General features: G+C 64.5%; 22 protein-coding genes and 1 pseudogene. 11 read left to right on the top strand and 12 right to left on the bottom strand.

Annotated elements, in window-relative coordinates; all coding sequences use genetic code 11:
- Positions 1-27 precede the first annotated feature (27 nt).
- Positions 28-333: a hypothetical protein gene (locus tag THIMADRAFT_RS27660; RefSeq protein WP_040729231.1), complete on the bottom strand. Its 306-nt coding sequence runs from the start codon at positions 331-333 to the stop codon at positions 28-30.
- Position 334: 1 nt separating this feature from the next.
- Here THIMADRAFT_RS27660 and THIMADRAFT_RS27655 point away from each other — a divergent pair, with 1 nt between their 5' ends.
- The 6 genes from THIMADRAFT_RS27655 (at position 335) to wecB (ending at position 3,600) form a co-directional block, all read left to right on the top strand.
- A complete protein-coding gene (locus THIMADRAFT_RS27655; RefSeq protein ID WP_040729227.1) occupies positions 335-610 on the top strand; it encodes a hypothetical protein in 276 nt (91 codons plus the stop codon).
- Between the two features lie 152 nt (positions 611-762).
- Complete coding sequence (locus THIMADRAFT_RS25280; RefSeq protein WP_083829177.1) at positions 763-1,107, top strand: type II toxin-antitoxin system MqsR family toxin; 345 nt, start codon at positions 763-765, stop codon at positions 1,105-1,107.
- A complete protein-coding gene (locus THIMADRAFT_RS02160; protein WP_007191304.1) occupies positions 1,107-1,673 on the top strand; it encodes a type II toxin-antitoxin system MqsA family antitoxin in 567 nt (188 codons plus the stop codon). Before THIMADRAFT_RS25280 ends, THIMADRAFT_RS02160 begins: the two co-directional genes overlap by 1 nt.
- Positions 1,649-2,131, top strand: coding sequence for a hypothetical protein (locus THIMADRAFT_RS27650; RefSeq protein WP_007191303.1), 483 nt, complete (start codon positions 1,649-1,651; stop codon positions 2,129-2,131). Before THIMADRAFT_RS02160 ends, THIMADRAFT_RS27650 begins: the two co-directional genes overlap by 25 nt.
- 61 nt (positions 2,132-2,192) lie before the next feature.
- Positions 2,193-2,408: a hypothetical protein gene (locus tag THIMADRAFT_RS25275; protein ID WP_083829176.1), complete on the top strand. Its 216-nt coding sequence runs from the start codon at positions 2,193-2,195 to the stop codon at positions 2,406-2,408.
- Positions 2,409-2,490: 82 nt separating this feature from the next.
- Positions 2,491-3,600: a non-hydrolyzing UDP-N-acetylglucosamine 2-epimerase gene (gene wecB / locus THIMADRAFT_RS02145; protein ID WP_007191302.1), complete on the top strand. Its 1,110-nt coding sequence runs from the start codon at positions 2,491-2,493 to the stop codon at positions 3,598-3,600.
- Positions 3,601-3,727: 127 nt separating this feature from the next.
- Here wecB and THIMADRAFT_RS02140 read toward each other — a convergent pair whose 3' ends face one another.
- Positions 3,728-4,300, bottom strand: coding sequence for an REP-associated tyrosine transposase (locus THIMADRAFT_RS02140; protein WP_007191301.1), 573 nt, complete (start codon positions 4,298-4,300; stop codon positions 3,728-3,730).
- Between the two features lie 314 nt (positions 4,301-4,614).
- On the opposite strand from THIMADRAFT_RS02140, the pseudogene THIMADRAFT_RS27645 reads away from it, so the two are divergent.
- Positions 4,615-5,217 (top strand): annotated as a pseudogene (locus THIMADRAFT_RS27645) (glycosyltransferase family 4 protein); the annotation flags it as partial.
- A gap of 396 nt (positions 5,218-5,613) precedes the next feature.
- On the opposite strand, the gene istB reads toward THIMADRAFT_RS27645, so the two are convergent.
- Positions 5,614-6,372 carry an IS21-like element helper ATPase IstB gene (gene istB, locus THIMADRAFT_RS25270; protein WP_083829175.1) on the bottom strand — a complete coding sequence of 253 codons (759 nt, stop codon included), beginning with the start codon at positions 6,370-6,372 and terminating at the stop codon, positions 5,614-5,616.
- Positions 6,373-6,394: 22 nt separating this feature from the next.
- Positions 6,395-7,930, bottom strand: coding sequence for an IS21 family transposase (istA, locus tag THIMADRAFT_RS02130; RefSeq protein ID WP_007191299.1), 1,536 nt, complete (start codon positions 7,928-7,930; stop codon positions 6,395-6,397).
- A 148-nt stretch (positions 7,931-8,078) separates the two neighbouring features.
- On the opposite strand from istA, the gene THIMADRAFT_RS02125 reads away from it, so the two are divergent.
- The 4 genes from THIMADRAFT_RS02125 (at position 8,079) to THIMADRAFT_RS02110 (ending at position 12,008) form a co-directional block, all read left to right on the top strand.
- Positions 8,079-8,495, top strand: a complete 417-nt coding sequence (locus THIMADRAFT_RS02125) for a glycosyltransferase (RefSeq protein WP_007191298.1) — start codon at positions 8,079-8,081, stop codon at positions 8,493-8,495.
- Positions 8,495-10,324: a heparinase II/III family protein gene (locus THIMADRAFT_RS02120; protein ID WP_007191297.1), complete on the top strand. Its 1,830-nt coding sequence runs from the start codon at positions 8,495-8,497 to the stop codon at positions 10,322-10,324. The genes THIMADRAFT_RS02125 and THIMADRAFT_RS02120 overlap by 1 nt, the downstream gene beginning before the upstream one ends.
- 53 nt (positions 10,325-10,377) lie before the next feature.
- Complete coding sequence (locus tag THIMADRAFT_RS02115) at positions 10,378-10,758, top strand: hypothetical protein (protein ID WP_233490123.1); 381 nt, start codon at positions 10,378-10,380, stop codon at positions 10,756-10,758.
- A 278-nt stretch (positions 10,759-11,036) separates the two neighbouring features.
- Positions 11,037-12,008 (top strand): UDP-glucuronic acid decarboxylase family protein, encoded by a 972-nt coding sequence (locus THIMADRAFT_RS02110; protein WP_007191295.1) that lies wholly within the window; start codon positions 11,037-11,039, stop codon positions 12,006-12,008.
- Positions 12,009-12,281: 273 nt separating this feature from the next.
- Here the strand turns inward: THIMADRAFT_RS02110 and THIMADRAFT_RS02105 are convergent, their stop codons facing one another.
- From THIMADRAFT_RS02105 to THIMADRAFT_RS02070, 8 genes are all read right to left on the bottom strand, one after another.
- On the bottom strand, positions 12,282-12,668 hold the full coding sequence (locus THIMADRAFT_RS02105; protein ID WP_007191294.1) for an RloB domain-containing protein: 387 nt from the start codon (positions 12,666-12,668) through the stop codon (positions 12,282-12,284).
- A complete protein-coding gene (locus tag THIMADRAFT_RS02100; protein WP_007191293.1) occupies positions 12,668-13,936 on the bottom strand; it encodes an AAA family ATPase in 1,269 nt (422 codons plus the stop codon). Before THIMADRAFT_RS02100 ends, THIMADRAFT_RS02105 begins: the two co-directional genes overlap by 1 nt.
- 367 nt (positions 13,937-14,303) lie before the next feature.
- Complete coding sequence (locus THIMADRAFT_RS02095) at positions 14,304-14,564, bottom strand: WGR domain-containing protein (RefSeq protein WP_007191292.1); 261 nt, start codon at positions 14,562-14,564, stop codon at positions 14,304-14,306.
- 232 nt (positions 14,565-14,796) lie between these two features.
- Positions 14,797-15,036 carry a hypothetical protein gene (locus THIMADRAFT_RS02090; RefSeq protein WP_040729219.1) on the bottom strand — a complete coding sequence of 80 codons (240 nt, stop codon included), beginning with the start codon at positions 15,034-15,036 and terminating at the stop codon, positions 14,797-14,799.
- A 183-nt stretch (positions 15,037-15,219) separates the two neighbouring features.
- Positions 15,220-16,266: a DUF7146 domain-containing protein gene (locus THIMADRAFT_RS02085; protein WP_007191291.1), complete on the bottom strand. Its 1,047-nt coding sequence runs from the start codon at positions 16,264-16,266 to the stop codon at positions 15,220-15,222.
- A 100-nt stretch (positions 16,267-16,366) separates the two neighbouring features.
- The gene (locus tag THIMADRAFT_RS02080) at positions 16,367-16,870 is read right to left on the bottom strand and encodes a JAB domain-containing protein (RefSeq protein ID WP_007191290.1); all 504 of its coding nucleotides are present in this window, start codon (positions 16,868-16,870) and stop codon (positions 16,367-16,369) included.
- A gap of 85 nt (positions 16,871-16,955) precedes the next feature.
- Positions 16,956-17,741 (bottom strand): N-6 DNA methylase, encoded by a 786-nt coding sequence (locus THIMADRAFT_RS24335; RefSeq protein ID WP_007191289.1) that lies wholly within the window; start codon positions 17,739-17,741, stop codon positions 16,956-16,958.
- 258 nt (positions 17,742-17,999) lie between these two features.
- A complete protein-coding gene (locus THIMADRAFT_RS02070) occupies positions 18,000-19,832 on the bottom strand; it encodes a VWA domain-containing protein (RefSeq protein ID WP_007191288.1) in 1,833 nt (610 codons plus the stop codon).
- Between the last annotated feature and the right edge of the window lie 70 nt (positions 19,833-19,902).

The raw sequence follows: 19,902 nt of genomic DNA, 5'->3' as shown, positions 1-19,902 counted from the left end.
CAGTGCCTCAGTGCCTCAGTGCCTCTCCTAATGGTCGGCTTCAATCGCCGATTCGCGCCGCAGGTGCAGAAGATCAAGGCGCTGTTGGCGGGTGTGATCGGGCCGAAGGCGTTCGTGATGACGGTGAATGCGGGGGGCGATCCCGGCGGATCGCTGCACGTAGGATCCGGCGGTCGGCGGCGGGCGCATCATCGGCGAAGCCTGCGACTTCACCGATCTGCTGCGGTTTCTCGCCGACGCACCGATCGCGCGCGCCGAGGCGCTGACGATGGACTCGGCAATCGGTAATTCAGTCTGCATCAGCCAGAGCTTTTCCGACGGCTCGCTCGGCACCGTGCATGACCTCGCCAACGGCAGCAAGGCGTTTTCGAAAGAGCGGCTCGAGGTCTTCGCCGCCGGGCGGGTGCTGCAACTGGATAACTTCCGTCGCCTCGTCGGCTTCGGCTGGCCCGGCTTCAAGTCCATGAACCTCTGGCGCCAGGACAAGGGACAGCGCGCCTGCGCCGCCGCCTTCGTGGAAGCGCTGCGCAGCGGCGGGCCGGCGCCGATTCCGCTGGAGGAGATTTTGGAGGTGAGTCGGGTGGCGATCGAGATGGCGGAGACCGCATAGTTTGTAAGTTCTTCCCAAGTACCGCGTCCCGACGACACACCAAACCATTGCTGCTCACTTTTTATGGTTTTTTAGAAGACTTATGACTGGACGGGTAGGGATGTCCCTGAGAGGTCGCTGGCGGGTTGCTTTTCTCGATCTGACTAACCATAATGGTTAGAAGTCCAGATGCTGAGCGTCGAGCAATCGCGGAGTACTCCGTTTCCCGGGTTTGTGAGCTCGCGAAGCAAGGGTGCGTCCACTACCTCAGTCGTAGAGTGCAGCAAGACGTGGAGAACCTCGGCTATGCACCCGAGGACGTTCACCGATGTTTACAGTTGCTGAACGACTGCCATTTTAAGCACGCCGAACGCTATGGGGCTGCTGGACCCTGGTTCGATGTCTATCTGGTGCCGTATTCCGGTCCGACCGGCGTCGTTGATGACCTTTACGTGAAACTGAAACTCGATCGCGACTGCGTTGTTGTGAACCTCGCTTCGTTTCACCGAGAACGCTAATGTCCCACAAAGATCTGACTTGTCCGATGTGTGAACGGGGAACGCTGACACCCGTGACCTACAGCGAGACATTCCAGCACCATGGGGCCGAGCTGCACGTCAGCGGCTTGGAAGGCTATGAATGCGAATGTTGCGGAGCGGACCCGATCTTCGATGATCAGATCCGTCGGAATCACGCTCGCATTTTGGATGCGCGGCGGCGAGCGGATGGTCTTCTGACCGGTGAAGAGATTCGTGCGCTGCGCGACCGTCTAGGGCTGACACAGAAGGAGGCATCGGAGCTTTTTGGAGGTGGCGCCAACGCCTTTTCGAAGTACGAGCGTGGGCAGGTCGTTCAGAGTGCTGCGATGGATCGGCTGCTGCGACTCGTCGGTCGATATCCACAGTTGATGGCCGATTTGAAAGACACTGAACAGCTTCAGGGTCTGATACCGGTCAATAGCGATAGTGAGTATGTCGACGGCAATCGCGTTTGGATCGCCGGGATATCGCGCGGAACAACTGTGCGAGGAGACCTCGCGACGGTTGTCGAGATCGACCAATGGAAACGGGCGCATGCGGCGTGAAATCTGAAGCCGAGAACCCGATCAACGAAGCAATCGCCGGTTTGCGCTTGCGAGACATCGTCTTATACGAATCGCGTCTGTTTCGTGGGGACGTGATGCCGGCGCAGGACGAAGTCGAAGCACTCCAACAGCACAAGCGCGGGGTTCGCTTCAGTGTTGAAGAACAGGATCGCGCAGGGAGCTCCACGCGTGAGCTTCACGTCATGGTTTCGCTTGGCGAACGGGTCGTTGATTGTGTAACTGATCAAGATCCAAAGGTTTATTTCGGTATTGAAGCCGACTACTTTGTTGTCTACGACATGATCTGCCCAATCTCGCAGGATGCACTTAGGGCATTTTCGGATTTTAATGCGGTTCACAATGTTTGGCCTTTTTGGCGGCAACATGTCTTCGATCTGATCGGAAAGGCACGTCTACCGACGCTTCAAGTTCCATTATTTACTGGAGACGGACAGTGAGTGACTTCACACCGGACGCTTATCTTGTTCCTCCGGTTTTTCATCTAGTTCGAGGTTGAAGATGTCTGCGATACTCAACAAGGCAGATGCTTACAAGCTGATTGATCGGCTTCCCAGCAATGCAACTTGGGAAGACTTGATGTATGAAATCTACGTTCGAGAAGCGATTGAGCAAGGGGTCGAGGATAGCAACGCAGGAAGAACGAAGGATGTTGGCGAGATCAGAAGAAAATACGGATTACCTGAATATATATCACATCAAATCGGATCAAATTGATGTCATTGCCGTTATCCACGGTGCAATGCATGTTCTGAAGGGCGACCGGGAATAGAGGCGCGAATTAAGCGGAGTGGATGTAATGCCTGGAACGAAGCGGATCGACATCATCGCCGGCGCGCGGCCAAACTTCATGAAGGTGGCGCCGATTATCAAGGCGCTACAGGCGCGAGAAGCGGCGGGCGGTCCGCTGCGGTACCGCCTGGTGCATACCGGCCAACACTATGACCCCCGCCTGTCGGGGGCTTTTTTTGAGCAGCTCTGCATCCCGGCGCCGGATGTGAATCTGGAGGTCGGGTCCGGAACTCAGGCCGAGCAGACGGCGGCGATCATGACCCGTTACGAGCGGTTGCTGCTCGATGCAGGCTCCGATCTTTGCCTGGTGGTGGGGGACGTGACCTCGACCATGGCCTGCGCGATTGCGGCGCAGAAGCTGTGCGTGCCGGTGGCGCATGTGGAGGGCGGCATTCGCTCCGGCGACTGGACCATGCCGGAGGAGATCAACCGGATGGTGACGGACGCCATCACCAATTGGTTCTTCACCACGAGCGAGTTCGCGAACACGAATCTGCGCAAGGCCGGGGTCGGGGATGAGCGGATCCTCTTCGTCGGCAACACCATGATCGACACCCTCTTGACCAACCTGGAGCGGCTACGTCCGCCCGCTTTCTGGGACGAGCTCCGGTTGCAGGCGGGCGAGTATTTCGTGGTGACCCTGCATCGCCCGGCGAACGTCGACGAGGGTGATGCGCTGGCCCGGATGCTGGCGGCGATCGCCGAGGGGACGCGTGGTCTCCCCGTCATCTTCCCCGTGCATCCACGCACCGCCAAGACCTTGTCGGAGCTGGCGCACTTGCCGGCGAGCCTGCATCTGGTCGAGCCACAGCCTTATCTGGAGTTCAACTATCTGGTGAAGCACGCCAAGGCGGTGATCACGGACTCCGGTGGCATCACGGAAGAGACGACGGTCATGGGCGTGCCTTGCATGACGCTGCGCGATACCACCGAGCGACCCGAGACGGTCAGCATCGGCACCAACGCACTGATCGGCACCGACCCCGCGAAGCTCGGTCCGGCACTGGATCGGCTGTTTGCAGGTGATTGGCAGACCGGCGAGATCCCCGAGCTGTGGGACGGCCACACCGGCGAGCGCATCGTCTCGGCGCTTGAAACGCTGCTTACCGCTCCATGATCCCGGCCGCGAGCAGCTGAGAGGCCCCACGCTCGCCCGTTCCCCAACTCGCTCCTACGCAGAGCCCCGGAACTCGCTCCCACGCTCCGCGTGGGAGTGTCGCCCCGACGCGCTGCGTCGCGTGGCACTACCAATCCGTCACCACGTCAAGCAAACCCTCCAACCCTTCGTAGTTTCGCGCGCTGGAGTATCGCCAACACAGGGGGTCATCGACATAACCCCGTTTCACCGGGTTGTTGTGAATGTATTCGAGCTTATGCCGCATCATGGTTTCGCCCTCGATCTGCTCGGGGTGCGATCCCTCCTGCCACACTTGGTGCTCGCGATCGCGCTTGTGCCGGCCCCGGTACCAGACTAAAAGCGAAAGCGCCGGAGAGTTCCGCTCGCGCATCCGATCGACCATCTGTCGAGCGGTGAAGGACTTGAAGCTGCTGATCGACCGTGCGAGCCTGGGTCCGCCGGCAATCAGGTGGCAGTGGTTCTCCATGATGACGTAGCCGTGGATCAAGAGGCCCCGCTCGTGTTGCAGGAACCGCAGGGAGTCGATCAAGATCAGTGCGTTGGCGGGTTGAGCGAAGAGCGGCAGCCATTTGACTGCCGTGCACGTCAGGAAGTGCGGAGCGTCTGGCTCGAGGAAACGGTAGCGGTCGCGGCCCATGGCCGGAATGTACACGATACGGATGACTTCGGCATCCGCCATTTCGCACTCGGTAACCTGCCGACAAGCTCACTTGGCTGGCTCGCTCCCACGCTCCGCGTGGGAGTGAAGCCCCGACGCTCCGCGTCGCGAGGCCAAGGATCCGGCAAGACCATCATTGATTCGCCGAGCGACGGCGGCAGGGACGCGGAGCGTCCCGAGGAGGCTCCCACGCAGAGCGTGGGAGCCAGATGGGGGTAAGCGTGGGAGCCAGTTGAGGGGGAAGCGTGGGCGCCGGTTGGGAGCCGACGCGTGTGAGCGAGCTAGCGCTGGATGGGACCGTCTCTGCATATCATTTGGGTAAACATGGATTCGTGATGCACATTCTCTTCTTGACCGACAACTTCCCCCCCGAGGTCAATGCCCCGGCTTCGCGCACCTTCGAACACTGCCGCGAGTGGGTGCGGGCGGGTCATCGGGTGACGGTGATAACGGGGGCACCGAACTTCCCGACCGGTAAGGTCTTTGCCGGCTACCGCAACCGCCCGTGGCAGCGCGAGAGCATGGACGGCATCGAGGTAGTGCGGGTCTGGACCTACATCGCCGCGAATTCGGGTTTCGCCAAACGAACGCTCGATTATCTGTCCTTCATGGTCACAGGCTTCCTGGCGGGGCTGGTGCAGCGACGCCCGGACGTCATCGTCGGGACCTCGCCGCAGTTCTTCACCAACTGTGCGGCCTGGATGCTGTCGGTCTTTCGCTGGCGGCCGTTCGTGTTCGAGCTGCGCGATCTCTGGCCGGAGTCGATCAAGACCGTCGGCGCGATGGAGGATTCAGCCGCGCTCCGGTTGATGGAGCATCTAGAGCTGTTTCTCTATCGCCGAGCCGCCGTGGTGGTCGCGGTGACCGAGTCCTTCCGCCGTAATCTGATTTCGCGCGGAATCGACGGCGAAAAGATCCAGGTCGTCACCAACGGTGTCGACCTGACCCGCTTTCGGCCGATGGAGCGCGATCCGGAACTGGCCGAACGGCTCGGGCTGACCGGCAAGCTGGTCGCCGGCTACATCGGCACCCACGGGATGGCGCACGCATTGGAGACGGTCCTGGAGGCGGCACGCCGGATGGCGGCATTGCCCGAGGGCCGGGACGTGCGCTTCGTGCTTTTGGGTGACGGGGCGCAGAAGCAGGCGCTGAAGGCGACCGCAGAGCAGATGGGTTTGGCCAACGTCGTCTTCCTCGACTCGGTGTGCGCATTCCACGCCATTCGGCCACCTGTTCCACCAACATCCGGCCGGCGATTCCACCGGCATTCGGCCACCCGTTCCACGGCCATTCGGCCGGGGCAGTCGGAGCGAAGCGACGCAGGCGTGTCATTGTTACTCGGCGGGTACGCTCGGCGTCAACGTCCGGGCGTGGCGTTTGCGCATCGACTCGCCTTTGAGGGTGATCCGGTAGGCGTTGTGGACCAGTCGGTCGAGGATCGCATCGGCGAGGGTGGGATCCCCGATCAGGTCGTGCCAATGCTCGAGGGGCAGCTGGCTGGTGATGAGCGTGGCGCGCTGGCCGTGGCGGTCGTCGAGCAGCTCGAGCAGATCGCGCCGAGCCTCGGCGTCCAGCCCCATGAGCCCCCAGTCGTCGATCAGCAGCAAATCGGTGTTGGCGAAGCTGCGCATGAGCTTGGGGAAGCCGCCGTCGGCGTGGGCGAGGCGCAGTTCCTCGAACAGGCGCGGGGCGCGCAGATAGCGCGTGGTGAAACCCTGTCGGCACGCCTGCTGTGCCAGGGCGCACGCCAGCCACGTCTTCCCGATGCCGGTCGGGCCGAGGACCAGGCAATTGAGACCCTCGCGGATCCATTGGCCGGTGGCCAGTTGGGTGACCAGGGCGCGATCCAGACCGCGTGGGGTGGTGTAATCGATGTCTTCCAGGCAGGCGCTGTGCTTGAGTTTGGCCTGGCGCAGACGGGTCTGCAGGCGGCGATCCTCGCGCGTGGTCAGCTCCCGGTCCACGAGCAGGCCGAGGCGCTCCTCGAAGCTCAGGGTGTGGATCTCGGGCAGGTCGAGCTGTTCGCGCAGGGCGGTGGACATGCCGGTGAGGCGCAGCTGTTGGAGCTTGTCCAGGGTGGGATGATGCAACATAGGGTCTGACTCCGAGTGATGTTCAGTGGAAATAGCCCGGACCACGCAGGTGGTCGTGGGCGGCGGGTAGATCCAGGCTCTGCTGTTCGGGGAGGGCTTGGCGGTCGAGGCCGCGTTGCAGGATGGACTCGATGCTCTTGTAGCGGCAGGCATCAAGGCGCAGGGCCCGCCGGCAGGCGGCCTCCAAGCGGTCGTTGCCGTAACGCTCGCCCAGGCGCAGGATCCCTAGACAGGAGCGGAAGCCCTGCTGGGGATGCGGACGGTTGGCCATGATGTGGCCGATGACCCCGGCGGTGGCCGGTCCGGTCTTTTCGGCCCAACGCACCAGGCGTTCCGGGGTCCACTCGGCGAACTCCCGATGGGCCTTGGGCATGTGCTCGGGGACGGTGGTGTGGCGGCCCTTCAGCGGCGAGCGCACATGGCTGGCGATGCGATGGCGGTGGTGGAAGCACTCGACCGTGTGCTCGGTGAGGCGCACGTCCAGGGCCTGCTTCACCAGGGTGTAGGGCACGGAGTAGTAGTGCCCGTCGACCTCGACGTGATAGTCGATGTTGACCCGTACCCGTTTCCAGGTGGCGTAGACGTAGGGGGTCAGGGGGAGCGGGCGCAGCGCCGGACGATCGATCGTCTCGAAGGCCGTGCGTCGCGAACCGGGCAGTTTTTTGAAGGGCCGCTGATTGAGTCGTTCCAGCAGGGTAGCGATCGCCGTGTTCAACTCGCTCAGGCTGAAGAAGCTTTGGTGGCGCAGGGCCGCGAGGATCCAGCGCTCGACGATCTGCACCCCGGTTTCCGCCTTGGCCTTGTCGCGTGGTTTGCGCACCCGTGCCGGCACGACTGCGACACCGTAGTGGTTGGCCAGCTCCAGATAGGTGGGATTGACATCCGGCTCGTAGCGATGCGCCTTGCTCACGCCGCTGCGCAGATTGTCCGGGACCAGAATGGCCGGCACCCCATCGAAGTACGCGAAGGCCCGCACATGCGAGCCGATCCAGTCGGACAGGCCTTGCGACCAGGTCGCCTCGGCATAGGTGTAGTTCGACGCCCCGAGCACCGCCACGAAGATCTGTGCGGTGCGGATCTCCCCGCTGGCCGGATCGACGACCTCCACCGTGTGCCCGGCGTAGTCGACGAAGAGCTTCTCCCCGGCGCGGTGGGTCTGGCGCATCACCACGTCGAGCGACCCGCTCCAGGCCTCGTAGCGCTTGCAGAACCAGCTGTAGCCGAAGCCCTCGGGATGTGCGGCCCGGTACTCCTCCCACAACAGCATCAGCGTGACACCGGGACGGCGCAGCTCTTGATGCACCGCCGCCCAGTCCGGCACCACGCGGGTGTCGGACGGCACCGCCGGTGGCGGCGGAAACAACAGACGCTCCAGCTGCGTGTCGCTCAAGGCCTCGGGCAACGGCCAACTCAGCCCCGCAGCGGCAAAGCGCCGGTCGTACTCCCCGACGCTGCTGCGCGACACCTGCAGGCTCGCCGCGACCTGCCGCGCGGACAAGCCGGCCTCGAATCGCAGCCGTAAATACTCGCGAATCTTACGCATGGACAACCGCTCCATTCTCGACCCCTCGCTTCGAAAAAGGGGTCGATCCTAGTGGATCGTGGTCCTGCGTCGCCCCCTGCCCGGGGGTGGCCGAATGGCCGTGGAATCAGTGGCCGGATCGCCGTGGAACGGGTGGCCGAATCAGCGTGGAATCAGTGGCCGAATGCCCGTGGAATGGGTGGCCGAATGGGCGTGGAATACGCACTCGGTGCCGAAGGCCGAGGTGCCGCGGTACTGGTCGCTGCTGGACATGTCCATCATTCATCTGCGTAAGGCCGACAACTTCACGCAGGTTATCCCCTCGAAGCTCTTCGAGTGCATGGGCATGGGGATCCCGGTGTTGCATGGCGTGGCGGGCGAATCCGCCGAGATCGTCGAGCGCGAACGGGTGGGGCTGGTGTTCGAGCCGGAGAACGCCGAGGCTTTGTGCGACGGCGTGCTGCGGCTGGCGCGGGATCCTGCGCTTTATCAAGATCTACGCACGCATTGCTTGGAGGCTGCGCCGCGCTATGACCGCACGGAACTGGCCCGACGCATGTTGCGTGTGCTCGAAGGCGTCGTCGGGGGGAGGGGGCACTGATGCTGCTGCGTTACTGGCATACGCTGCGCCATCTGCGTCCGGTGCAGTTCTACGGTCGACTCTGGTTTCGGTTGTATCGACCCCGGCCGGATTTGCGCCCGGCGCCGGGTTTGCGTGCGGCCACGGGTGCCTGGGTGGCGCCGACGGAGCCTGCGGTGTCCATGCAGGGGCCGGAGACCTTTCGGTTCCTGAACGCCGAGCACCGGGTTCTCGGGCCGAGCGCGTGGAACGATCCGTCGCGCGATAAGCTCTGGCTCTACAACCTACACTATTTCGACGATCTGAACGCGCTGGACGCGGCGGCGCGTGCCGATTGGCATCGCGCGCTGCTGCAGCGCTGGGTCGCGGAGAACCCGCCCGTTGCGGGCAACGGCTGGGAGCCCTATCCGACCTCGCTGCGCATCGTGAACTGGATCAAGTGGGCGCTGGCGGGCAATGAGCTGCCGCCCGACTGCGTGCAGAGCCTGGCGGTGCAGACGCGGTGGCTGCGACGACGTCTCGAGCATCATCTGCTCGGCAATCATCTGTTCGCCAATGCCAAGGCCCTGGTTTTCGCCGGGGCCTTTTTCGTTGGGCCGGAGTCAGACCGCTGGCTGGCCGCGGGTCGGCGGTTACTCGCGCGCGAGTTGCATGAGCAGATCCTGCCCGACGGCGGGCATTTCGAGCGCAGCCCCATGTACCACGCCATCCTGCTGGATGATGTGCTGGATCTGATCGACCTGGCCGGAGCCTACCCGGACACCGCGGAGCCGGCGGCCGTCGCGTTCTACCGCGATCGGGCCGACGCCATGACGTCCTGGCTGCAGGCGATGTGTCACCCGGATGGCGAGATCGGCTTCTTCAACGACGCCGCCTTCGGGATTGCGCCGACACTGGCGCAGTTGACCGATTACCGCCGGCGACTCGGCTTTTCCGTTCCCTGCCGAGCTCCAGACTTTGTTCGCTCCTCCGCCTCCTCGCTGTCTCACGCCCATGCTCCACCTAATCCCTGTCACGCACAGGAGGGTGAGCGTCCAACGGACGCCCCGGGTCCTCCCAACCCCGGACTAGACCCCGAGGTCCCCCTCGCGTCCTGGGTGCGCGACTCCGGATATGTGCGTCTGGAAGCCGGTTCTGCCCTAGCGCTCCTGGACGTCGCGCCGATCGGGCCTGATTATCTTCCCGGCCACGCACACGCCGATACCTTGTCGTTCGAGCTGTCACTGTTCGGCCAGCGGGTCATCGTCAACGGCGGCACTTCGCGATACGGCAGCGGTTCGGAGCGTCTCGCCGAGCGGGGGACCGCCGCGCACAGCACGGTCCAGATCGATGGCGCCGATTCAAGCGAGGTGTGGGGCGGTTTCCGCGTCGCACGCCGGGCGCGACCGTCGGATGTGCGGGTGGAGACGGTGCCCAACTTCGGCCGCGATCAGTTTCTGGACCGGGACACGCTCGGCGGCGCTTCATCCGAGCCCGGTAGGCCGGCAGCGGTTCAGCTGCGCGTCTCGGCCGCCCACGATGGCTATCGGCGCCTGCCCGGACGTCCGTTGCACCGTCGTACCTGGGAGATGACGGCGGATCGGCTGACGGTGACCGACAGACTGGAGGGCGAATACGGCAAGGCGATCGCTCGCTTCCATCTACATCCGCAGATCCAGGCCGACGGGGGAGGGATGCAGGGCCACCTCTTATTGCCCGCCGGGCAGAGCGCCCGCTGGTCCATCGCCAAGGGACAAGCCCGGCTCGTCCCCGATCTGTGGCATCCGGAGTTCGGCCGCTCTTTGCCGGCGCAGTGCCTGGAGGTCGAGATCTCGGACGGCGAGTGCACAATGGTCCTCGATTGGGGGTGATGATTTCGGGTTTCGCGATGAGCCGTGTGAAAAGGGGCTCGGACGCAATGTGCTTGGTATCCTTCACCTGGGAGTCGCCAAGCGTTGAAGGCAACGCAACTGATGTCGCAGCGTTTCGACAGAGTAAAGCTTTCGGGATGACGAGGGGGAAGGAGGGTTCTATGTTCTTGGGTTTCGGCAAGTTTGCTCATCAGCGACGGCTCGCCAAGGGGCTTCGCAAGCGCCCGCTGGATCGGGCGACTGTCGAGGAGCTGGAGACGGTGATCGACTCGCAGCACAAGGAGCTGCCTTTCGGTCTGCTCTGGAAAACAATGGAGCTGTCGGAGAAGGCGAAATCCGACGTCCGCGAAGACGATCCCCTGCATCCGGCGCTTGCCAGGATCTTCAGAAGCTCGATCTGGGAGATCCAGAATCGATCAAGAGGACCGTCCTAAGAGCGTGCTACTGACGCTATATGCGCTGGTACCGCGTGCGGATTTCAAGCGCTTGAGCGATTTTTCCTGTAACTCGCTTCCACTCTCCGCGAGGAATTGTAGCCTCGGCGTTGCGTGTCGCGTGGCCGTCGGAGCGGGCGCATCGCTTGGCGGGATAAGCCGCGCCGGTGGCAGCGACGGGGAGGTGACATCTATCCTGGCCGCGGGGGTGCTTGGCGGGGGCTTGAAGCCCCGGTTGTTTGATTCACGTGAAATCAAATGAGGTACACGACTGTACGATGAACTACGCACTGCGCAAACGCATTCTGGTCACCGGCGGCGCCGGCTTCCTCGGCAGTCACCTCTGCGAGCGTCTGCTCGCCGAAGGCCACGACGTCATCTGTCTCGACAACTTCTTCACCGGGACCAAGGACAACATCGCCCATCTGCTCGAGAGCCCGTACTTCGAGCTGATGCGTCACGACGTCACCTTTCCGCTCTATGTCGAGGTCGACGAAATCTACAACCTGGCCTGCCCGGCATCCCCGATCCACTATCAGTTCGACCCGGTGCAGACCACCAAGACCAGCGTGCACGGCGCCATCAATATGCTCGGCCTGGCCAAGCGGGTGAAGGCCAAGATCTTCCAAGCCTCCACCAGCGAGGTCTACGGCGACCCGAACATCCACCCGCAGCCCGAGCACTACTGGGGCCACGTCAACCCGATCGGTCCGCGCTCCTGCTACGACGAGGGCAAGCGCTGCGCCGAGACGCTCTTCTTCGACTATCGCCGCCAGCACGGCATGCGCATCAAGGTCGCGCGCATCTTCAACACCTACGGGCCGCGGATGCACCCCAACGACGGGCGCGTGGTCTCGAACTTCATCGTCCAGGCGCTGCGGAACGAGCCGATCACCATCTACGGCGAGGGCACGCAGACGCGCTCCTTCTGCTATGTCGACGATCTGATCGAGGGCTTCATTCGTTTGATGGACAGCCCGGACGACCTGACCGGGCCGGTGAACCTCGGCAACCCCGGCGAGTTCACCATGATCGAGTTGGCCGAAACGATCCTCGAGCTGACCGGCTCGCGCTCCGCACTGGTGCATGAGGCGTTGCCGCAGGATGACCCCAAGCAGCGGCAACCGGACATCGGCTTGGCCCGTGCGAGTCTCGGGTGGGAGCCGACGGTGGCGTTGCGGGATGGGTTGACGCCGACGATCGGGTATTTTGATGCCTTGCTGCGGCGGTCACGGGACGCTCGAATCTGACTGCGGGTGGCGGCGTTGTCGTCGGCACGGGGCGTGAGGTGACGGAACCGGGCTTAGGCTCGGTTCTCTCGTCTGGGCACGGAAGACAGTGACCACGGTCGACCCGGCCGTTGCCTTATGGTGCCGGGGCTTGGGGGGTGGGAGAGTCGCGGACACTTCGCCCCCATGAACGCGTGAGCATCTCGATCGGGTCGGGGTTCCCCAGGTGCGGGGCGCGACGCGGAGCGTCGCGTAGCTTTCCCGAGTATCCTCGTCGCCGGTCGTGCGGGTTGCTCACCCGCGTAGGCTGGTCAACAGGGTTACCAGATCGACAATGGCGGTGTACGGTTCGGGATCGGTCTTGGCATTGAATCGGGTCGCCAGCGCGTTTGCCCGCTGTGTGGCAATGTCGAGCCGTTCGCAGGTGGTGGCAAAGGCGCTGCCGGCGCCTTTTTCGTAGCCCGGAATGTGTTGTTTCAGACGGCGCATCACCTCGTCGCGGTGGATCGGTGCCTGAATGTCCTCGTAGTGCAGCAACAGCCACAGCTCGAAGTTGGGTATCGAGGCAATCGCCCTGAAGATCACCGATTGTTTGTTGTCGTTGCGCAGCTTGCCATCCAAGGACGCGGCCTGATTCAAGGCGTCGAAATAGCTGTCATGCTCGTCGCGGTCGCGCGCCATCAGTGCTTGAGCCCGAGGGTATGGCTCAAAAAGGGCACGCCTCCGTAGCGTCCCCGCAGATAGCCGCGCTCCAGCGCTTCGTTCTTGCGCGGGCTGAATTCGGAGAGCGCCACCAGTGCGGATGCCTGATCCCGGTCTTTCTCCACGAACCAGATCTGATCGCGCCGGAACAGGTCGGGTGCATCCAGCAGCGCGGTGTCATGGGTCGTGAAGATGAGCTGTGCGCCGCCGGTGTTGATGTCGGGTCGATGAAACAGGCGAACCAGCTCGCGCAGCAGGAGCGTATGCAGACTGTTGTCGAGCTCATCGATGACCAGGATCAAGCCCTTCTTCAGGATGTTTAGCGCGGGCCCGATCAGGAACAGCAGGTTGCGGGTACCGCTGGACTCGTCCGTCAGCTCGAACACCGCTTGGCCTTGCTCGGTCACATGCGAGAAGCGCAACTGGTCCTCTTCCACTTCCTCGCTGCGGACCTCGGTCTTGCCGGCGACAAGATCGAAATGAACGGCATGCCCCGGCACTTTGCGGGTGACGACCTCGATGTCGGCAATGCTGATGTCGGCCGCGGCGAGAACGTCGCAGATCTGCTTGCGGCCTTCGGCCTGCTTGATCATGTGAATCGAGGTCTGCGGATTCAGCCGCGCCTGTTCGTTGATGATCACCAGATGATTGGCGAACCAATCGAACACCGGTCGCAGGGACTCGCTGTTGAGCTGCACGGCCATCGACAGGAACAAGGCGTTGGGTCGGGTGGCCCCTTCCCAAAGGTTCTTGGTCCCCTTCAGCCCGGGGCCGAAGTCGTACACGTCCTTGCCACTTTCAGAGTCGAAACGGCGCTCGAACCAGCGCTGCGGCTTGAACGCTTTGTAAACCAGGAGGTGCTCGCTGACGATGCGTTGCGGCGTCATGGAAAAGCCGTACTGGTAGCGCACGCCGTCCAGGATGAACGTGACTTCGAGCTCCGTCGGCTGGCCGGCAGAATGAGCATCGAGCTTGAAGGGTTGCACGGCGAATGTCTGGCCGGGCTGAATACTGGTCGCTGATTCGAGCACGACGCCCCGCATGTATTGCAGTGCTTTGATCATGTTTGATTTACCGCCGGCATTGGCGCCATACAGTACGGCGCTGCGCAGCAAGTACGGCGCAGCCTTTAGGCCGGTGCTCAAGGTGTGGGTATCGTGCATGGTCTTGTCTTTGGATGCGACAAGGCTGAGGACCTGCTCGTCACGCAGGCTGCGGAAGTTCTTGACGCGGAACTCGACAAGCATGGATTTTGCTCGCTGCTTCTAATATATATTTATATTTTGCGCTTGGTGTGCAAAATATCAATTTATTTGTTGCTAGCCTCGCGCCTTTGACCTGTTGATGCAGTTTTGGTGGCGGCACTTGGGAATACTTCCTCGGTGTCCGACGCCTCGGTGGCTCGGTCGCCAGACTTATCGGTGCCGGGCTCGGCACTCCCGATGGATCGGCATCAAGCGTCGATTAGCGCCTCGGATGACGACGGCGAAGGTGCAGTTGGCGGGTATGACGCGGTTCGCAGCGCACGGAGTCGGAATCCGGCGGTTGGCGGCAGCCCATGATCGGAGAGGTCTGCCACTTGACGATCGGGGGCATCTGCAGCGGGTGCGTTCATCACGCCGAGGGGTCAGGCGGAGGATGTACCGGCACATACCCCCGCTGCCGCCGTCGTTTCGCGATCCCGTCCAGCGCCGCGACGCCGGCATCGAGCGATGGCAGCGCGGTGACCCGCATCCCCCCGCGGCGCGAGTGCAGTGCACCCCAGCAGGCGATGAGGTTCCAGTCTCCGAACAGATCCTGTTCCAAGACGACCCGGTAATAGCGAGCCTTTTCGGCATTGATCCAGCGCTGCCCCTGTTGCGAGACCACTGGCATCCGAAGACGTGCCACCATTGCTCATGACGTGCACCGAGGATATCACCCACGGGCATAGCCGCGCACACGGCACCGCTTGAACCGGATCGGAACCTTGATCTTGCTGAATCTGGCGCCGCTTCTCGCGCTCAATCTGTCGAACTGACTCTGCCGGGCGGGGTCCCGAGCGTGTACCGTCGGGAGCATGCACCGCTCCGCCCGGGACCCGCGACGCCCGGTGGGTTCCCCGAGATCAGGACCGGCTGCGCGCGATCTTTCCCGGACCTCGCTCCCAAAGCTGTCTCAGCAGGGCAGGGCGCCCCGCCAGCGCCGCGACCAGGTCATCCTCGGCAGCCTCGTCGCTGCCGCCTTCCGCCCAGGCGCCCGCGAACCCGGCGAGCCATGCGCCGGGCGTGCGCGTCGTCGAGCGGCGGGAACAGGTCGGGCGTCCGAGCGCCTTCGAGGACGCGACTGCCGGCGTCGAACCAATCAAGCGCTGTCGTTGCGGTCATCGGGCATTGTTGGTGAACAGGCGAAGCCCTCAGTATCGCGCGTCGATCGTCTACACAACAAAAAACCCACCGGAGCTTGCGCCCCGGCGGGTTTGCTTGGGTTGACGGGTGACCCCGTCGATCGCGCACCCGTGCGGGTGCGAGTCGATGAGCTCACCGCTGGGTCAGGCCACGGCGCGCAGGTCGAGGCGCCACAGGTCGCACCAGTCGAGACTTTTGCTCCCTTCCGGGATCGGCCCCTTCGGTAGATGCAGCGCTACCCGCATACCTCGGGAGACAAGCCGCTCGCGCAGTGCGAGGGCGGTCTGCTCCCCGGTTCCCGAGCGATCCAGATCGGCCCAGATCACGACCAGCTCGACCCCGGGCGGCGGCACGAACCGCTGCAGCAGGGTCGCGGAGATCCCGGCCCAGACCGGCATCGCGGTGCGCTGGCGGATCACCAGTGCGGTCTCGATGCCTTCGGTGATCCCCAGTGTCGGACCGGCCGGGTAGAGCCGCACGGCGCCCCCGCAGAGCGTGCCGATCGGCGGCATCATCTTCTTCGGATGGGCCACCGGGGCCTTGTGTCCCGCGGGATCGAGGTAGATCCGGTGCAGCGAGACCGACCGACCCTCGGCATCCGACACCTTGGCGACGAGCGCCGGGAAGGTCGCGATGCGCGTCGTGCTGTCGTAGTAGGCAAGCCCCGGATGAAACCGGAGCACGCGCGGGTCGGGTTCGGCATCGATTCCGCGACGGGACAGATACCGCCGCAGCGGGAGTGCCCGTCGGTCGTCCGGGTCCAGGGTCTCGGACCAGACGCGCCGAAGGGCGGTCTCGGCCATGGTCGGGTCTTGGTCCGTGCGTGCGACGACGACCGGCCTCGGTCGCGCCGCGATGGTCGGCGGGTGTTCCGTGTCGAGTCCGAGTTCCCGGGCGACGGCCTCCAGGGTCTCGCGAAAGCCCCAGTCGTTGGCCCACATCAGCAACGCGAAGCCGTCGCGACGGGGGCCGCAGCTGTTGCAGATCCCGCCGCCGGTTTCCGCCACATCCCGGAAAACCCGGAACCCGTCCGATCCGCCATGGACCGGGCATGGCACGTGGCGACCCGGACGGGCCAGTGCAGGCTCCAAGGTCGGCGTGAGCCGACCGAGGATGCCAATCCAGCGTCCGCGGGCTTGCTCGCGGATGGTTTGTGCGTCGATGGTCATCCGTAGTCTGGATGGATTCATGCGGTGTGTCTCCAAAGTCAGGCGGGGCACACCTCCCCGACGGGGAGATCCGCCCCGCGGGGTTGAGTGGATTGGGTTCTTTGCAATGCGTGTGCGACCGTCAGAGCACGCCGCGCTCGGCCATGGAGACGGCCTCGCCGTCGCCGACGATCATGTGATCGATCACCCGCACGTCGAACAGCGACAGACCTTCGCGCAGTCGCTGGGTGAGTCGAAGATCGGCTTGGGAGGGCTCGGGAACGCCCGAGGGGTGGTTGTGGGCGAAGATGACCGCCGCCGCACCGGTCTCCACCACCTTCCGAAGAACCTCTCTGGGATGCACGCTGGCCCCGTCGATGGTGCCGCGGAACAGCTCCTCGTAGCGGATGACGCGATGGCGGTTGTCCAGATACAGGCAGGCGAACACCTCGTAGTGCAGGCCGTAGAGCCGCAGCTTGAGGAAGTTGCGCGTGGCCTCCGGGCTGGTCAGGCTGTCCTGCTTGACCAGGTACTTCTGCTCCAGGCAGCGGATGGCGCTTGCCACCAGCTCCTGGTCGCTTTCCGGCAGGTCCGCCCGGCGCATGTGGTCGGGTTCCAGGGGCAGGGACAGTTGCGGTTTCTTCATGGGTGGTGTCTCCGGGGTCGAGCGGGGAGACACGTCCCCCGGTGCGGGGAAGGATGTCCCCGCGGGGTGGATGGATGTCGGCGCGTCAGGCCGTGCGTTGCAGCGGCGGCAGCGCCGCGTCGTCGAAGAGGCTCAACTGACGGCTCTCGGTGGCCGACATGACGGCCGCGAGGCGAAGTGGCGCGAGGGCCGGGAGGACCTCGGGGATCGGCTCGGGTTGGCCTGCGACGCGTCGGGGTGCGGCGAGGCGATGGGTCACCACCTCCAGATCGGCCGGGTTGCCGAGCGCGTTGCCGCGGTAGACCAGGATCTCCCCGAGCGGTCCGTGCAGGGCCGCATTGGCGAGCAGCTGGCAGGCGGTCATGCGCGCGCACAGCGGATCCAGATCGATCGCCGTGAGCGACAGACGCCGCAGCGCATCGGTGCCATGCTTGATCGCGACGGTGTTGCAGACCGACAGCAGCAGGATTCCCGCACCGCTGGTCGGCTCCAGGATCGTGATGAAGCGGTCCTTCGGATGGGCGGACGGATCCAGATCGCCGGTGTTGATCTCGGCCATGAAGTCCGCGACCGACTGGGGCGTGAAGTACTGCCCCATCCATTTGCGTTGGCCGTGCGCGCTCAGCTCCATGTAGACGGCGCCCAGGATGTCGCGCCAGGGGTTCTCGGCGACGAGCCGTCCGTAGAGGCCGGAGAGCTCGAACAGCGCCGCGTGACGCCGCTCGTCCCAGGGGGTTTCGAGTCGCTCGCCGAAGCCGGCGAGGACATCCATGGTCAGGAAGCGCAGCCATTCGTCGGGGCGATAGTCGCCGCGACGTGCGAGGGTTTCGATCATGCCCGCAAGCGCGTGGGCGGGGTGGGGTGTGGACATGCGTCTCTCCGGTGAAGGGGAGACGCACCGTCCCCGGGGGAGAGTGCCTCTCCCCGCGGGGTGGTGTGCAGCAGTGGGTTCGGCTGTGTTTCCGGCAAACCGGGCGGCCAGCGACCGCTTCTCGGAGATCCTCGACAGCGAGGATCCGGGGAACCGTGCCGGCGATGAACGCGCGAGCGCGCCCACGGCGAGCACACCTCCCGGACCCGGACCGGCCGTCCGCGAAGGACGACCGGCCCGCGGGCCCGATGGCTGGGGTCAGGTCAGCAGAAGCTGCTCGGCGATCCCGAACAGCGCGGTCTTCAGATCCGCGACGGCATCGATGCGCACGGCGATCGGGAACAGACGCCCGACGTCCACGGCGATGCCCACGCCGATCATCTCGATGCCGGCCGCGCCGGCCTGTTCGATCAGGTCGGCGGCGGTGCACAGGTCGTCGGGTTGTCCGTCGGTGAGGGTGATGATCACCTTGCGCGTCTCGCGACGGGCCAGCAGATCCGCCGCGGCGAACCACAGCGCCCCGGTCATCGGCGTGCCGCCGCGACCGCGTTGGACGAACGCCCCGACGCGGGACGCCACCCGCTCGCCGTGCGCCAGGATCCGGGTCACCTTCTCGGCGTGACCCTGCAGGCTCGGGAACGCCGTCACCGCGCGCGAGACGCCTTTGACGGGCTCCAGGGCCAACGCCAATGCCGCGGCCGCATCCAACGCGATCGCATCTCGGCCGGCGCTCATGGACGAGGACAGATCCACCAGCAGGTGCAGCGCCGTATTCGGCGCGATCGCTTGCTCGCGGATCCGGAACACCCGCGGGTCGCCGACACCGGCGCGGTGCAGGTGACGTGGACTCAAGGATTGTCCACGTCGACCCGCTCGGGTGCGTTCCTGGGTACGGGTCTCGATCAAGCCCTGCAGACGCGCCGTAAGCTTTGCCGACCGTCCCTTGACGCGGTCCAGGGTCATCCGTCCCGAGCGCAGGTCCCCGAGGTAGGCTTCCGCTGCGGGAAGCAGCGTCGCCGGATCGCGGGTTTGCCCGTTCAAGGCTTGGGCGACCGACGCGAAGAGGTCCTCCGGAAGGTCGGCGTCGGTGGCGGACAGCACCTGCTGGAGTGCGCGGCGGGCGTCGTTGCCTGCCGTGGTGCTGTCGGGGTCGGTGGTCTGCTCGGTCTCTCGACCCTGGTTCAGGCTCTGTTCGGACGAGCCGGTACCGGAGTCGGCGCTTCGACCGTCTTGGCCCTTTTCGTCCTCCTTGTCCCGATCCTCTCCTCCATCGCCTGCGGATGCGCCGTTCTCGGATCCTCCGTCTCCGGCATCACCCTGTTCGGCGTCGTCTACGGACCGACTGTTCGTGGACGTCTCCTGAGCATCGTCGTCGTTTTGCCCCGCTCCGTTCCCGGTGTCCGGATCGGATGCCGGGTCGGAACCTGCACCGTGATCCGCGTCGGACTGTTGCGGCGCCGGAGGCGGCTGCTCCTGCGAGTCCTCCTCGATCAACCCGACGATCCGCCGGGCGAGGTCGATCGACGCCGCCGTGCTCGCGAGCCTCGGGATCTCGGACATGAGTCCCTGCAGCCGGTGGACGAAGCGCGCTTGGAAGACAGCCCGCATGACGCGATCGGCCTCCTTGGCGTGACTCGCCAGCGCATCCTGCTTGCGGTAGCGGTGCCGGGCCAGGGCGAGGAACCCGTTGCCGAGGATGTCGGACGGGCGCTCGGTCTCGCACACCGCCGACAGCGACCCGTCGGCCACCAAGGCGGCCACGACCGCGTCGAGCGTCCTGCGGGTGCCCGGATAGGCGGCGATCAGCTCGCCCTCGATCCGGATGTCTTCGATGACGCCTTGGATGAACCGCTCCAGCGGCGTGTGCGCCCTCGGCAGGGCGAAGTCGGTGTAGCGGACATGGGCCGCTTCGTGGGCCAGATAGCCCCACGCCAGCGTCCGGGCCGTCGGGTCGGTGCCGATCGCGGGAATGACGATCACGCCCCCGTCGGTGAGGGCTTGCGTGCCGCCGACCCGCACGGAGATGCCGAATTTGCGCCCGTAGGCGGCGGCGACGATCGGCAGTGCGTCGGTCAAGGTCTTGGGTGTCATGGTGTGCTCCTGAGTCAAAAAAGGGGCACACCGCCCCGGCGGGGTCGGTGTACCCCGGTCGGGTGGATTG

The organism is Thiocapsa marina 5811 (genome assembly GCF_000223985.1).
In the GTDB taxonomy this organism is placed as follows: Bacteria; Pseudomonadota; Gammaproteobacteria; order Chromatiales; family Chromatiaceae; genus Thiocapsa; species Thiocapsa marina.
The sequence above is the reverse complement of the archived record's forward strand: the minus strand, read 5'-3'. Positions and strand labels throughout refer to the sequence as shown.

What these genes read in the sequence shown, in the direction of transcription:
- THIMADRAFT_RS25280 (WP_083829177.1), top strand. Translation starts at nt 763, where the DNA reads ATGGTTAGAAGTCCAGATGCTGAGCGTCGAGCAATCGCGGAGTACTCC.
- THIMADRAFT_RS02160 (WP_007191304.1), top strand. Translation starts at nt 1,107, where the DNA reads ATGTCCCACAAAGATCTGACTTGTCCGATGTGTGAACGGGGAACGCTG.
- THIMADRAFT_RS27650 (WP_007191303.1), top strand. Translation starts at nt 1,649, where the DNA reads ATGGAAACGGGCGCATGCGGCGTGAAATCTGAAGCCGAGAACCCGATC.
- THIMADRAFT_RS25275 (WP_083829176.1), top strand. Translation starts at nt 2,193, where the DNA reads ATGTCTGCGATACTCAACAAGGCAGATGCTTACAAGCTGATTGATCGG.
- wecB (WP_007191302.1), top strand. Translation starts at nt 2,491, where the DNA reads ATGCCTGGAACGAAGCGGATCGACATCATCGCCGGCGCGCGGCCAAAC.
- THIMADRAFT_RS02140 (WP_007191301.1), bottom strand. Translation starts at nt 4,300, where the DNA reads ATGGCGGATGCCGAAGTCATCCGTATCGTGTACATTCCGGCCATGGGC.
- istB (WP_083829175.1), bottom strand. Translation starts at nt 6,372, where the DNA reads ATGTTGCATCATCCCACCCTGGACAAGCTCCAACAGCTGCGCCTCACC.
- istA (WP_007191299.1), bottom strand. Translation starts at nt 7,930, where the DNA reads ATGGAGCGGTTGTCCATGCGTAAGATTCGCGAGTATTTACGGCTGCGA.
- THIMADRAFT_RS02125 (WP_007191298.1), top strand. Translation starts at nt 8,079, where the DNA reads ATGCCCGTGGAATGGGTGGCCGAATGGGCGTGGAATACGCACTCGGTG.
- THIMADRAFT_RS02120 (WP_007191297.1), top strand. Translation starts at nt 8,495, where the DNA reads ATGCTGCTGCGTTACTGGCATACGCTGCGCCATCTGCGTCCGGTGCAG.
- THIMADRAFT_RS02110 (WP_007191295.1), top strand. Translation starts at nt 11,037, where the DNA reads ATGAACTACGCACTGCGCAAACGCATTCTGGTCACCGGCGGCGCCGGC.
- THIMADRAFT_RS02105 (WP_007191294.1), bottom strand. Translation starts at nt 12,668, where the DNA reads ATGGCGCGCGACCGCGACGAGCATGACAGCTATTTCGACGCCTTGAAT.
- THIMADRAFT_RS02100 (WP_007191293.1), bottom strand. Translation starts at nt 13,936, where the DNA reads ATGCTTGTCGAGTTCCGCGTCAAGAACTTCCGCAGCCTGCGTGACGAG.
- THIMADRAFT_RS02095 (WP_007191292.1), bottom strand. Translation starts at nt 14,564, where the DNA reads ATGCCAGTGGTCTCGCAACAGGGGCAGCGCTGGATCAATGCCGAAAAG.
- THIMADRAFT_RS02085 (WP_007191291.1), bottom strand. Translation starts at nt 16,266, where the DNA reads ATGAATCCATCCAGACTACGGATGACCATCGACGCACAAACCATCCGC.
- THIMADRAFT_RS02080 (WP_007191290.1), bottom strand. Translation starts at nt 16,870, where the DNA reads ATGAAGAAACCGCAACTGTCCCTGCCCCTGGAACCCGACCACATGCGC.
- THIMADRAFT_RS24335 (WP_007191289.1), bottom strand. Translation starts at nt 17,741, where the DNA reads ATGTCCACACCCCACCCCGCCCACGCGCTTGCGGGCATGATCGAAACC.
- THIMADRAFT_RS02070 (WP_007191288.1), bottom strand. Translation starts at nt 19,832, where the DNA reads ATGACACCCAAGACCTTGACCGACGCACTGCCGATCGTCGCCGCCGCC.